Origin of the sequence: Flavobacterium undicola, assembly GCF_009909155.2 — a bacterium.
Classification (GTDB): Bacteria; Bacteroidota; Bacteroidia; order Flavobacteriales; family Flavobacteriaceae; genus Flavobacterium; species Flavobacterium undicola.
Genome location: NZ_JAAAPM020000001.1, coordinates 13,997 through 27,622 on the forward strand (window position 1 = coordinate 13,997; position 13,626 = coordinate 27,622).

General features: G+C 33.6%; 11 protein-coding genes. 10 read left to right on the forward strand and 1 reads right to left on the reverse strand.

What is annotated here, in order from left to right:
- The first annotated feature begins 209 nt into the window (after positions 1-209).
- The 7 genes from GTZ96_RS00080 to GTZ96_RS00110 all read left to right on the forward strand — a co-directional run bounded on the left by GTZ96_RS00080 (position 210) and on the right by GTZ96_RS00110 (position 8,529).
- Positions 210-3,302: an SIR2 family NAD-dependent protein deacylase gene (locus GTZ96_RS00080; protein WP_161640345.1), complete on the forward strand. Its 3,093-nt coding sequence runs from the start codon at positions 210-212 to the stop codon at positions 3,300-3,302.
- Between the two features lie 97 nt (positions 3,303-3,399).
- A complete protein-coding gene (metG, locus tag GTZ96_RS00085) occupies positions 3,400-5,460 on the forward strand; it encodes a methionine--tRNA ligase (protein ID WP_161640346.1) in 2,061 nt (686 codons plus the stop codon).
- 76 nt (positions 5,461-5,536) lie between these two features.
- Positions 5,537-6,415: a DMT family transporter gene (locus tag GTZ96_RS00090; RefSeq protein ID WP_161640347.1), complete on the forward strand. Its 879-nt coding sequence runs from the start codon at positions 5,537-5,539 to the stop codon at positions 6,413-6,415.
- 5 nt (positions 6,416-6,420) lie between these two features.
- Positions 6,421-7,107 (forward strand): HAD family hydrolase, encoded by a 687-nt coding sequence (locus tag GTZ96_RS00095; RefSeq protein ID WP_161640348.1) that lies wholly within the window; start codon positions 6,421-6,423, stop codon positions 7,105-7,107.
- A 42-nt stretch (positions 7,108-7,149) separates the two neighbouring features.
- Positions 7,150-7,647 carry a GNAT family N-acetyltransferase gene (locus GTZ96_RS00100; RefSeq protein WP_161640349.1) on the forward strand — a complete coding sequence of 166 codons (498 nt, stop codon included), beginning with the start codon at positions 7,150-7,152 and terminating at the stop codon, positions 7,645-7,647.
- Between the two features lie 97 nt (positions 7,648-7,744).
- Positions 7,745-8,263: a ferritin gene (locus GTZ96_RS00105; protein ID WP_161640350.1), complete on the forward strand. Its 519-nt coding sequence runs from the start codon at positions 7,745-7,747 to the stop codon at positions 8,261-8,263.
- A gap of 80 nt (positions 8,264-8,343) precedes the next feature.
- Entirely contained in the window at positions 8,344-8,529 is a 186-nt protein-coding gene (locus tag GTZ96_RS00110; protein WP_161640351.1) for a hypothetical protein, read from the forward strand.
- 58 nt (positions 8,530-8,587) lie between these two features.
- Here the strand turns inward: GTZ96_RS00110 and GTZ96_RS00115 are convergent, their stop codons facing one another.
- Positions 8,588-8,923 (reverse strand): single-stranded DNA-binding protein, encoded by a 336-nt coding sequence (locus GTZ96_RS00115; RefSeq protein WP_161640352.1) that lies wholly within the window; start codon positions 8,921-8,923, stop codon positions 8,588-8,590.
- A gap of 211 nt (positions 8,924-9,134) precedes the next feature.
- Between GTZ96_RS00115 and GTZ96_RS00120 the strand changes: the two genes are divergently transcribed.
- Genes GTZ96_RS00120 through GTZ96_RS00130 form a run of 3 tightly spaced genes read left to right on the forward strand, consistent with a single transcriptional unit; the run spans position 9,135 to position 13,564 of the window.
- Complete coding sequence (locus GTZ96_RS00120) at positions 9,135-10,664, forward strand: carbon-nitrogen hydrolase family protein (RefSeq protein WP_161640353.1); 1,530 nt, start codon at positions 9,135-9,137, stop codon at positions 10,662-10,664.
- A gap of 2 nt (positions 10,665-10,666) precedes the next feature.
- Positions 10,667-11,014: a hypothetical protein gene (locus GTZ96_RS00125; protein WP_161640354.1), complete on the forward strand. Its 348-nt coding sequence runs from the start codon at positions 10,667-10,669 to the stop codon at positions 11,012-11,014.
- A 24-nt stretch (positions 11,015-11,038) separates the two neighbouring features.
- On the forward strand, positions 11,039-13,564 hold the full coding sequence (locus GTZ96_RS00130; protein ID WP_161640355.1) for a M28 family peptidase: 2,526 nt from the start codon (positions 11,039-11,041) through the stop codon (positions 13,562-13,564).
- Positions 13,565-13,626 lie beyond the last annotated feature (62 nt).

Consider the following 13,626-nt stretch of genomic DNA (forward strand, 5'->3'; position numbering starts at 1 on the left):
CATCTGCTAAAACCTGCAGAATCTACGTAAAAATAAATGTTTCGAACGCAAAAGGATTCGCGCACGAACTAGACGTATTAATTATGTGAAAATAGATTTTTTAGCTAACCTATCAGATCTTAAATAAATCTATATTTAAACAAAAATAGAATATTTGCAAAATTCAATATATTTCATTTTATTTGTTTTTTAACAAAAATAAACTTACTATGAATACTAAGCTACCAAAAGCACTTATCGATAATATTAAAGATGGTAAAGTAATTCTTTTTCTAGGTGCTGGAGCAGCATTTGATTCGTTTCATAAAAATTCAAAAAAACCGCCTACTGGTAATCAATTAGCAAACTTAATCGCAGAAAAATTTTTAGGCGATGAGTATTTAGATAAAGATCTTCAATATATATCTGAATTAGCAATTAGTGAAACAGATCTATTTACAGTTCAAAAATTCATATATGATATTTTTATTGAATTCAAACCTGGTGAACACCATAAACTAATACCTTTATACAAATGGCACTCAATTTACACAACAAATTATGATTTGTTGATTGAAGAATCATATGAAAGATGTCATACAAAACTCCAAGAATTAGCAACTTTTGTGAAAAATGGCGAAAGAATTGGCGACAAAATGATTTTTGAAAACTCAGTCATGTTTAACAAATTACATGGTTCAATTACTGATATCAATGACAAGGATGTACCTCTTATCCTAACTCCTGATCAATATGTGGAACACAAGGAAAATAGAGAAAGATTATTTAAAAGGCTAGAAGAATCATCTTATGAATACCCAATTCTTTTTGTAGGTTTTAGTTTCGCAGATTTAGACATAAGAAACAGTCTTAAACACTTAGAAAAAATCGGAAGCGTTCGTCCCAGGTCATATATGGTTGGGCCATATATTACAGATGCGGAAGAAAGACTATATGATTTAAAAAAAATCTCATCGATAAAACTTTCTTTTAAGGATTTCATGAAAGAAATTCAATCAAGCATTTCTGAAAACCAAAGAATTTTGAGTACTTTAAAGAAAGATAGTTTTTCACATCCAATTATTAATAAATTTAATTCTGACTCACCTGAACCAAGTGAAAGACTTATACAATTTTTAGAAAGAGATGCAATTTATTTACATACAAATTTAGCTGCTAAAAATACTGATCCACGTGATTTTTACAAAGGATATTTTGAAGGATGGGATCCAATTATTAAAGAATATGATGTTGAAAGAAATATCACAGATTCTATTTTGTCAGAAGTATTTTTAATTGAAGAAAATCAAAGGATCTCTAAGCAAGAATTGTACATAATAAAAGGGAATGCTGGTTCTGGAAAAACTGTTCTATTACATAGATTAGCTTGGAATGCAGCTGTAATATTTGAAAAATTATGTATTTTTTATAAATCAGACATAAGTATAGAATATGACAGATTATCTGAATTATACCAACTCACAAAAGAAAGAATCTATTTATTTATTGATAATGTAACAGAAAGAAATGAAGATATTGAATATATCTTTACAAAAGCAAAAAAAGACAATTTATTAATATCTATAATATCAGCTGAAAGAGTAAACTTATGGAATATTAATGGTGAAACTTTAAACATCTATCTAACCAGAGAATATACTCTTAAATACCTAAAAGACAACGAAATAACTAAACTCATAGATCTTTTAACTAAATATAAATCTTTAGGATATTTACATGGCAAAACGATTGATCAACAAAAAGATGCTCTTTCAGAAAAATCAGGAAGAGAATTATTAGTGGCGCTATATGAAGCAACGGCAGGAAAACCCTTTGCCGACATAGTTATGGATGAATATAATTCAATTCCTAATGAAGAAGCCCGAAACCTATATCTATCAATTTGCGTTTTTCATAGAATTGGAACATACGCTAGAGCAGGAATAATTTCAAGATTACATAGTATTAATTTCTCATATTTTAAAGAATATCTTTTCAAACCTCTTGAATCGGTAGTATATAGTAATAGAAATTACAACATTAATGACTATGTTTTTCAAAGTCGTCATCAACATATTGCTGAATTAGTTTTTGAACAAGTATTAGTTGATTTAAATTCAAGATATGACAAATACATTAATATTATATCAAAGTTAGATATAGATTACGATAGCGATCGTCAAGTTTTTATTGCTATGACTAACGCACGAAACCTTTTAAATGTTTTTAAGGATCCTGAAATGATTAGATCAATTTATCAAATCGCATATGATAATGTTGGTGAAATTTCATCATTGATGCAACAAGAATCTATTTTCGAAATGAATTCCAATAGTGGAAATTTAGAGAAAGCTTCAAAATTACTAGATTTAGCTCATGAAATAGACCCGAAAAATGGGTCAATTGCTCATTCTAAAGCAGAATTTCTATTAAGAAAAGCAGAAAAAACATCTCAAAGGTTATTAGCTAATAATTTACTAAATAATGCTAAAGAAATTTGTAATGAAATAATATCAAATAAAAGAAATAAAAATATAGTTCATGCATATCATACATTGTTGAAAATTTATTTACAGGAACTAAAGATATCCATTGATAATCAAGCAAATAACATAATTGAAGTGAAAATTCAGGAATTCGAAAAAACATTAAACAAAGCAAAACAATTTTACCCAAATGAAAGTTTTTTTCATGATGCAGAAGCTAGCTTTAATAAATTAATAAATAATACTCCTAAAGCTTTAGAAGCATTAAAATCTGCTTTTGATTTCAACAAAAGAAGCCCATATTTAGCTACAAGATTGAGTAATTATTATATCGAAGAAGGTAAAATAGATGATTCCTTAAATATTTTAGAATTATCCCTTGCTGTAAACGAAAACGATAAAGATTTAAATTTTAGATATGCAAAATTACTAAGTGAAAAATCTCCTGAAAACTATGTGAATTTAAAACATTATTTAAGAAAATCTTTCACTAAAGGAGACAAAAGATATGAGCCTCAATATTGGTATGCAAGATGTTTATATCTTTTAGATGAAAAAGATGAGTCATTAATTTATTTTAACTCTTTAAAAGATGTTCCTCTAGATGTAAGAATAAAAAGAAAACTCAATGGCTTTATAACAATTAATGGAAAAAACCAAACATTCGAAGGAACTATAATAAAATTAGAAAATTCTTTTGGATTTATTAAAAAAGACTTTACAGGAGAATCAATATATTTTGTCAGAAACATTAATGATAGCTTAAAATACAACTCAAGGGTTAAATTTCATTTAGCTTTTAATTACAATGGTTTAATAGCAGAAGTTATTGAGTAGATATTGCAACGAATAGCGGGACATTGAAGATTCAGCGAAGCTAAATAGCTCCAAATAAAATTCTATTCCTTATTTTTGCGCTCTATAAAATTGAATTATGCTACAGAATCCAGAAAGATATACCATTACGGCGGCGTTGCCTTATACTAACGGACCAATTCATATTGGGCATTTGGCGGGTGTTTACGTGCCTTCGGACATCTATTCCAGATATTTAAGATTACAGGGAAGAGACGTTTTGTTTGTTTGCGGAAGCGACGAACACGGAGTTGCCATTTCGATGAAAGCCAAAAAAGAAGGCATTACACCTCAGGAAGTAATCGATAAATATGATGGAATTATCCGTAAATCCTTCTCTGATTTTGGAATTGCATTTGATAATTATTCTCGAACTTCGGCTAAGATTCATCACGAAACGGCTTCGGAGTTCTTTAAAAAATTATATGAAAAAGGTGATTTTATCGAAGAAGTAACCGAACAATTGTATGATGCCAAAGCAGATCAATTTTTGGCAGATCGTTTTGTAATTGGAACTTGTCCAAAATGTGGCAACGAAGAAGCTTATGGCGATCAATGCGAAAAATGTGGTTCGACTTTGAATGCTACTGATTTAATTAATCCAAAATCGACTATTACAGGAGAAACTCCTATTTTGAAATCGACGAAACACTGGTTTTTGCCTTTGGATCGTTACGATGCATTTTTGAGAGAATGGATTTTGGAAGGACATAAAAACGACTGGAAACCGAATGTTTACGGACAAGTAAAATCCTGGATTGATGGCGGATTAGAGCCTCGTGCGGTAACCCGTGATTTGGATTGGGGAATTGATGTTCCTGTGGAAGGTGCCGAAGGAAAAAAATTATACGTTTGGTTTGATGCGCCAATTGGCTACATTTCTTCTACCAAAGAATGGGCTGCGAGAGAAGGAAAAGATTGGGAGCCATATTGGAAAGATGAAAAAACAAAATTGGTTCACTTCATCGGGAAAGACAATATTGTTTTCCATTGCGTGATTTTCCCGGCGATGTTAAAAGCCGAAGGAAGTTATATTTTGCCTGACAATGTTCCTGCAAATGAGTTCTTGAACTTAGAAGGAAATAAATTATCGACTTCTAAAAACTGGGCGGTTTGGTTGCACGAATATTTGGAAGAATTCCCAAATCAGCAGGATGTTTTGCGTTATGCTTTGACTTCGAATGCACCAGAAACTAAGGATAATGACTTTACCTGGAAAGATTTTCAGGCTAGAAATAACAATGAATTAGTGGCAATTTTTGGAAATTTCATCAATCGCGTGGTGGTATTAACCAATAAATATTACAACGGAATTGTTCCGACTCCAAATGAACTTTCGAAAGTTGACGAACAAACTTTAGCGGAATTACAAGCTTATCCTGCCGTGATTTCAAGTTCACTGGAAAGATACAGATTCAGAGAAGCTTTAGGCGAAATGATGAATGCTGCCCGTTTAGGAAATAAATATCTGGCTGACGAAGAGCCTTGGAAAGTGATTAAAGACAATCCGGAACGTGTACAAACCCAAATGTATGTGGCTTTGCAGATTGCTGCTGCTTTGAGTTCACTTTGCGAACCATTCCTGCCGTTTACTGCCGCTAAATTGACTCGTATCTTAAAAATAGAGGATAAATTAAACTGGAGTACCATTACCGAAACTTCTGATTTAATGCCTGCCGGACACCAAATTGGTCAGGCCGAATTATTGTTTTCTAAAATCGAAGACGAAGAAATTCAGAAACAAATAGACAAACTGGAAGCTACTAAAACAGCTAATATCGCTGAAAACAAAAAAGCCGAACCACAAAAAGATTTAATTCAATTTGAGGATTTCTCCAAAATGGACTTGCGTGTAGGAACCATTTTAGAAGCTGAAAAAATGCCAAAAGCCAATAAACTTTTAATTTTAAAAGTTGACACCGGTATTGATGTTCGTACGATTGTTTCAGGGATTGCCGAGAGTTTTAAACCAGAAGATATTATTGGAAAAAGAGTAACTGTTTTAGCTAATCTGGCTCCAAGAGCGCTTCGCGGTGTAGAAAGTCAGGGAATGATTTTGATGACCAATAACGCCGAAGGAAAATTGGTTTTCGTAAATCCGGATACTGATGGTGTTGGGAATGGAGAGACGATAAATTAAAAGAAATACAATCATAAATTACACTCAATTGCCACAACTTCTACGTGGCAATTGGTTTTTATAAACGATAGGAAACATGAACAATGCAAAACCCAAACTTGCTTTAGCGCTTGGAATACTTTGTATTTCCATCTTTCCTATTTTGGTTCGCTTGCAATTAACTAACGGATTGATTTCTGCTTTTTACCGCATGTTTATTGCGGCGGTGTTATTGTTGCCTTATGTAATTATTACTCGAAAATTCAAACGCCCTCCTACCACCATAACATTATTAGCAGTAGTTTGCGGTCTTGTATTTGCAACAGATATAGCCATTTGGAATATAGCCATTCAAAAATCAAGTGCTACCCAGGCTACTTTATTGGCTAATTTATCCCCTGTTTGGGTAGGAATAGGTTCGTTTTTAGTTTTAAAGAACAAACCATCGGCTAATTTTTGGATTGGAACAGCAATAGCACTTATGGGAATGGTAACCTTGGTAGGCTTTGAAACTTTTGCCCAACTCAACTTTGACCTGGCCTTTGTACTCGCAGTTTTGTCTGGAATGCTTTATGCTACTTATATATTAATCAGCAAAAACATCTTATCCCAAGTTGATATACTCTCTTTTATGAGTATTGTTCTGGTTTCTTCGAGTCTGTTTTTAGCTTTGGTTTGCGGGATTACGGCAGAAAGTTTTAGCGGTTTTTCAAATACTGCCTGGTTGGTTTTGTTTATCCAAGGTGCCGTTTGCCAACTGACCGCCTGGTTGTTAATTAGTTACTCTACCCAACATTTACAAGCCACGAGAGTTTCACTTAGTTTGTTAGGACAGGCGGTTTTGGCTACCCTACTTGCTTGGTTATTTTTAGACGAAAAAATGAGTTGGTTTAGGATTATTGGTGCTGTTTTTCTACTTTTAGGAATACGAATCACCTTCTATAACAAACCCATTGGATTTAAAAATTTAAAATAAAAACCATGTCTTTAAAAGTAATTGCCTTCGACGCCGATGATACCTTATTTGTTAACGAAACCTATTTCCTGGAAACAGAAGAAAAGTTTTGCGAGTTGATGAGTGATTACCTTTCGCATCAGGGTATTGCTCAGGAACTTTTTAGAATTGAAATCCATAATTTAAAAATATACGGTTACGGAATTAAGGCTTACATCCTTTCGATGATTGAAGCCGCGATGACTATTTCGAATAATACCATTCCGGTTGAAGTGATTGAAAAAATTATCCAGTACGGTAAAGAATTACTGGAAAAACCCATCGTTCTTTTAGAGGGTGTTGAAGAAACATTAGAAGCATTACATGGAAAATACAAGTTGGTTGTAGCTACCAAAGGCGATTTGTTAGATCAACGTCGAAAACTGCATAATTCAGGATTGGGGAAATATTTTCATCATATCGAAGTAATGTCAGACAAACAAGAACAGGATTACCTGGATCTAATCAAACGTTTGGAGATTCAATCAAATGAATTTTACATGATAGGTAATTCCTTAAAATCGGATGTTTTACCTGTACTGGCTATTGGCGGATATGCAGCACATGTTCCATTTCACACCACTTGGGCACATGAAAAAATTGATCACGAAGTGAAACATGAAAACTTTAGTGCTTTTGAAAAAATTGTCGAAGTACTCGAAATTCTTTCATAAAAGACAACTCTATTAATTTATTTTTTAAAAACAGATTTGAATATGAATATTAGAATTGCAGATAAAAAAAAAGATTACGACAAAGTTTGGGACATCTTTACAAAAGTTATTTCAACAGCTGACACTTATGTTTTTGACCCAAAAACCCCAAAAGAATCTTTAGATAAAAATTGGTTTGCTGACTACATGGACACATTTGTTGCAGTCGATGATAATGATGAAATATTAGGCACTTACATTATTAAACCCAACCAGATTGACTTAGGCAACCATATTGCTAATTGCAGTTATATGGTTAATCCAAAATATCACGGACAAGGAACAGGTAAGCTTTTATGTGAACATTCAATAAAGTTTGCTAAAGATAAAGGATATTTAGGAATTCAGTTTAATATTGTCGTAAGCACAAATACAAGTGCTGTAACGCTTTGGAAGAAGTATGGTTTTGAAATCATTGGAACAACTCCTAAAGGTTTTAGACATAAAAAACTTGGATTCGTGGATACTTATATAATGTTCAAAGATTTACGCGAAAATTAAAAAACTACCATTAAATAAAAATCAAATAGGCTTATACCGATGATTTTTATACGATTTTTAGTAACTTTACCTTACGTTTAATAAAAAACTCACGATTATGTTATCAAAAAATATAGAAGCTGCATTAAACAAGCAAATACGCATTGAAGCGGAATCTTCTCAAACTTATTTATCAATGGCTTGTTGGGCAGAAGTACATGGTTTGGAAGGAATTTCGCAATTCATGTATAAGCAATCTGACGAAGAACGCGCACACATGCTTAAATTAATTAAGTATGTAAACGAACGTGGTGGTCACGCCCAAATTACAGATTTAAAATCGCCTAAAACCAGCTACACTACTTTCAAAGAAATGTTTGAAGCTTTATACGAACACGAAATTTTTGTTTCTAATTCAATTAACGAATTGGTACACATCACTTTTTCTGAAAAAGACTATGCCACTCACAACTTCTTACAATGGTATGTTTCTGAACAAATTGAAGAAGAAGCAACAGCTAAAACAATTTTGGACAAAATCAACCTAATCGGTGACGACAAAGGTGGATTATACTTATTTGACCGTGATATTCAACAACTGGCCGTTACCAGCTCGGTGGCTATAAATCCAAAATAAAAAAGTTAAAGTTTATTTAGAATATATAAAAATAATATTTTTTGTTTTATATTTGTCTCAGTTTTAAACTGATAGAAAAGGTGAGCAAGAAAGACAAAGAAAAAGACAAAAAAAGCAAGAAGAAAGACAAAAAGAAAAAAGAAGCTCTTAATGTCATTAAAAAAGTGGAAAACTGTAAATCTTCCTGTTGTGAAAAATTCAAAAAGTCAGAAAGCAAACGTTGCAAACGTTGTCCTATGCATGACTTGATTAAAAAAGTAGCCTAATTTAATATATAAAAACCCATCTCGTTCTAAAAAACGAGATGGGTTTTCTGTTTAATATTTAAGGCTTTCCTAATAAAAGTAAATCAGAAACCACTACTTCAGTAACGTATCGTTTTTCACCGTTTTTATCCTCATAGCTACGATGAGTTAATTTGCCTTCAATAGCAATTTCTCTTCCTTTAGTAACATATTTTTCGATAATTTCTGCTGTTTTCCCCCAGGCTATTAAACGATGCCATTGGGTTTCTTCGACTTTTTCTCCTTTATCGTTTTTGTAACTTTCATTAGTTGCCAATGTGAAATTGGCTAACTTTTTACCTCCGTCAAAATTTTTGATTTCTGGTTCATTTCCTAAATGACCGATCAACTGTACTTTGTTTCTTAATGCATTCATGGCGTATAAAATTTAATTGTTATCATCTGAACTCGTTTCAGACTTTGTTGTTAATACAATCGAAATCTTTTGTTTGTTTCCGACAGTACAAAGTTGCAACCACCGCCATAATTTATTCGGTTAGTACCTATTTACTTTCGGTTGTAAATATTTGTAAACGTTTGTAAACGGATAATTATTTTTTCGTATCTTTCAGCAAATCAATCCTTTTATGCAAGCAGAAATCAACAAAGTCGAACTAAGAAATCTAAAAATTCAAGATTATAAAGAATTGAAGAATTCGATGATTGAGTCTTATCCTGAAATGGTAGACGATTATTGGAAAGAAGCCGATATCAAAAAACTACTCAAAATATTTCCCGCAGGACAATTGGTTATTTTAGTTGATGATATTGTAGTAGGCTCGGCACTATCGCTTATTGTAGCTGAAGATTTAGTAGATCAAAACCATGATTATGCTAAAATCACAGGAAACTATACTTTTTCGACACATACGGCAAAAGGTGAAATTTTGTATGGTATTGATGTTTTTGTGGTGCCAAAATACCGTGGTTTACGATTAGGACGCCGTTTGTATGATGCCCGAAAAGAAATCTGCGAACAATTAAATCTAAAATCAATAGTATTTGCCGGAAGAATCCCCAATTACGCAAAATATGCTCAGGAGATCAACCCTAAAGTCTATATTGACAAAGTTAAAAGAAAAGAAATTCATGATCCTGTACTATCATTTCAGTTAAGCAACGATTTCCACGTTATGCGAGTCATGAAAAACTACCTGGAAGCCGATAGAAAATCCAAAGAATTTGCCGTTTTATTAGAATGGAACAACATCTATTATAATGAGAGCCCAACAATTATTAATACCGAAAAAACAGTCATCCGACTGGGTTTGATTCAATGGCAAATGCGCCCGTTAAAAAACTTAGATGCGCTATTTGAACAATCAGAGTTTTTTATTGATGCCGTATCGGGTTACGGCAGCGACTTTGCCGTTTTTCCCGAATTGTTTATTGCTCCCTTAATGGCCGATTACAATCATTTATCCGAAGCTGATGCTATTCGGGAATTAGCTAAGTATGCCGAACCGATAAGGAAACGTTTTCAGGAATTAGCCATTTCTTATAATATCAATATTATTAGTGGAAGCATGCCTAATTTAGTTGATGGAGTCTTATATAATAGTGGTTTTTTATGTAAAAGAGATGGTACTTATGAAACCTATACCAAAATTCACATCACCCCAAACGAGGTTTTTCATTGGGGAATTACCGGGGGAAATACCATTCAGACTTTTGATACCGATTGTGGAAAAATAGGAATTATGATTTGTTATGATGTCGAATTCCCGGAACTCTCCCGATTAATGGCCGATGAAGGCATGAATATTTTATTTGTTCCTTTCCTGACTGATACTCAAAACGGATATACGCGTGTCAAACATTGCGCACAAGCCAGAGCCATAGAAAACGAATGTTATGTAGCCATTGCGGGCTGCGTAGGCAACTTGCCAAAAGTCAACAACATGGACATTCAATATGCACAAACGGCTGTTTTTACACCTGCGGATTTTGCTTTTCCAAGCAACGGAATTAAAGCCGAAACCACTCCAAACACCGAAATGACCTTGATTGTTGATGTCGACTTGGATTTACTAAAAGAATTACACGAACACGGAAGCGTTAAAATTCTAAAAGATCGCCGTCATGATTTGTATCGAATTAAAAAAATAAAAAACTAAATATGAAAAACTGTTTAGAATGTGGTGAAAAAATCATCGGTCGGGAAGACAAGAAATTTTGTAGCGATGGTTGTCGCAATGCCTACAACAATAAAATAAATAAGGATAGTAACAATATCATGCGCAACATCAATAATAAATTGCGCAAGAATTACCGCATCCTCACCGAACTCAACACCGATGGAAAATCGAAAACCACAAGAACCAAATTATTAGGAAAAGGATTTGATTTTGAGTTTTTTACCAATATTTTAAAGACTAAAACAGGGAATACATACTATTTCTTGTATGATCAAGGTTATATGTTATTAGAAAACGATTTATACATTCTTGTAAAAAAAGACAATTAGCAACCCGCCCCAAACCTAGCTAAAATGAAAAAAGATTTATCATCCATAGTTTACACCCTGTTTTTTATAGCAGTCCTCACTTTTATTTATCTAAGTATAATGCCGAGATGGACTTTTGACGACAACCAACCACTTTCCGAATTTTCGACAAAAAGAGCTTTAACGCATATAAAATTCATTAGTCAAAAACCCCATTTTGTAAGTTCAGAAAACCACAATCAGACGGCAAATTATCTGCAACACCAACTAACTAAACTAGGTTTAAAAACCAACTTTCAGGAAGGATACACCTTGACCGATTGGGGAAATCTAACCAAATCAAAAAATATAATCGCCCGAATAAAAGGAAACCAATCTGGAAAAGCATTAGTATTACTTTCGCATTATGACAGCGCACCCCATTCGGCTTCACATGGGGCTGGCGATGACGCTTCCGGAATTGCAACCATCTTAGAAAGCGTTCGTGCTTTTTTATACAACAAAACGCCACATCAAAATGACATCATTATTTTATTTACCGATGCCGAAGAACTCGGACTCAATGGCGCGGCACTTTTTGTAACCCAACATCAATGGGCAAAAGAAGTGGGTCTAGTACTTAACTTTGAAGCACGCGGGACTTCGGGGCCCAGTTATATGTTGATGGAAACCAACAATGGAAATGCGGGAATGGTTAAAAATTTCGCTGCCGCAAATCCTACTTTCCCTGTGTCAAATTCGTTAATGTACAGCATTTACAAAATGTTACCTAACGACACCGATTTGACGGTATTTAGAAAACAAGGCAACATTCAAGGCTTTAATTTTGCCTTTATCGACGGGCATTATAACTACCACACCGACCAGGACGACTACAATCATTTAGACCCTAATTCGGTAGCACATCAAGGTTCTTACCTAATGCCTTTGTTGCATTATTTCTCGAATGCCGATTTGAATACCACAAAATCAATTGATGATTATGTGTATTTTTCTATTCCTTTCAGTTTCATCAGTTATCCTTTTAATTGGGTCGTTCCAATGGAAATTATTGCTTTTGCTCTTTTCCTATTCTTTATATTCTTAGGTATTGCCAAAAGAATATTAACTCCCCAAAAAATGCTTCAAGGATTCATTCCGCTATTAGGCTCGCTGTTTTCAGCAGGATTAATTACTTTTTTTGGTTGGAAATTATTATTGCAAATCTATCCGCAATACAATGATTTTTTAAATGGTTTCACTTATAATGGACATGCTTACATCGCTGCTTTCGTATTATTAAGCATTGCTATTTGCTTTGCCTTCTATCACTTTTTTACGCCAAACAAAATTACTGCCAATCATTTTGTAGCTCCATTGTTGATTTGGCTGCTTATCAATACCGGCATTGCCTTTGGTTTACAAGGAGCCGGATTTTTAATTATTCCTGTTTATTTCGGAATCTTTATGTTCGGATTTTATATTCTTACCCAAAAATACAACCCTGTTTTAAACCTAATTTTTAGCATCCCGGCCTTATTAATCATTGCTCCTTTTATTCAAATGTTCCCAATAGGATTAGGATTGAAAATATTGTTCGGAAGCGCCATCCTAACCACCTTATGTTTCGGATTACTGTTGCCTACCTTTGGCAATTACGTCCAAAAAGGAACTTGGTCTATTCTTTTCTTATTGGCTTCCATAGGCTTTTTTGCGAAAGCACATTCGGAATCCGATTACGAAAAAGGAAAAGCAAAATCCAACAGTCTCGTCTATCTCTATGATGCCGATACAAACTCGGCACAATGGCTGACTTATGATAAAAATCTGGATTCCTGGACAAAAAGTTATTTAGGTGAAAATCCAAATACTCCTAAAGGTCTTGAAGCTATTCCGCTTTTTAGTAAATACGATTCGCAATTTACATTTGCTGCCAAAGCACCTATAAAAAACATTCCGCAACCTACCATCGATTTCCTTACCGATAGTATTTCGGATAATCTGCGCTATTTGAAGATTCGCATTTCGCCAAATCGAAAAGTGAATCGTTACGATATTTTTGCAAACGAAAAAATGGACATTTACAACATCAAGACCAATGGTGTGTCTCATTTAGAGCAAAACGGAAAAATATACAAAAGAGAGGGTAAAAGATTACTGAGCTATTATGTGGTCGATAACGAACCGCTTCTTTTAGAATTCAACATCAACGTTGCTACTGCGTTTGATATGAAACTATTAGAAAGTTCGTTTGATTTAATGCAAAATCCATTATTTCACATCAACAAAAGAGCCGACTGGATGATGCCAACCCCTTTTGTATTGAATGATGCCGTGGCGATTAAAAAAACCATCAAGCCAAGTCCTGGAATCATTCAGGCACCATCAGTAGTTGCCGAACCTACAGTTTACACAACTAAACCAATTCCAGCAAAGGCAGTTCCATATATGGAACCTAAAATGGTTAGTGAACCAACAATTATTCCCGAAGTAAATAGAGTTCCTAAACCCAATAAAAAAATTGTAAAATCTAAACCCAAAACCCGAACTCCCTTAAAACTTATTGATGCTCCTATTGATACCACAAGATAAATAAAAGCTATTTCAAGCTTTTGTAACAGCAAAATCTTTTTTTAAATCAAAGAGAATGACTT

Bases quoted from the DNA above. Each gene is read 5' to 3' on its own strand.
- GTZ96_RS00130 (WP_161640355.1), top strand. From the start codon at position 11,039: ATGAAAAAAGATTTATCATCCATAGTTTACACCCTGTTTTTTATAGCA.
- GTZ96_RS00095 (WP_161640348.1), top strand. From the start codon at position 6,421: ATGTCTTTAAAAGTAATTGCCTTCGACGCCGATGATACCTTATTTGTT.
- GTZ96_RS00115 (WP_161640352.1), bottom strand. From the start codon at position 8,923: ATGAATGCATTAAGAAACAAAGTACAGTTGATCGGTCATTTAGGAAAT.
- GTZ96_RS00105 (WP_161640350.1), top strand. From the start codon at position 7,745: ATGTTATCAAAAAATATAGAAGCTGCATTAAACAAGCAAATACGCATT.
- GTZ96_RS00080 (WP_161640345.1), top strand. From the start codon at position 210: ATGAATACTAAGCTACCAAAAGCACTTATCGATAATATTAAAGATGGT.
- GTZ96_RS00090 (WP_161640347.1), top strand. From the start codon at position 5,537: ATGAACAATGCAAAACCCAAACTTGCTTTAGCGCTTGGAATACTTTGT.
- metG (WP_161640346.1), top strand. From the start codon at position 3,400: ATGCTACAGAATCCAGAAAGATATACCATTACGGCGGCGTTGCCTTAT.
- GTZ96_RS00120 (WP_161640353.1), top strand. From the start codon at position 9,135: ATGCAAGCAGAAATCAACAAAGTCGAACTAAGAAATCTAAAAATTCAA.
- GTZ96_RS00100 (WP_161640349.1), top strand. From the start codon at position 7,150: ATGAATATTAGAATTGCAGATAAAAAAAAAGATTACGACAAAGTTTGG.
- GTZ96_RS00125 (WP_161640354.1), top strand. From the start codon at position 10,667: ATGAAAAACTGTTTAGAATGTGGTGAAAAAATCATCGGTCGGGAAGAC.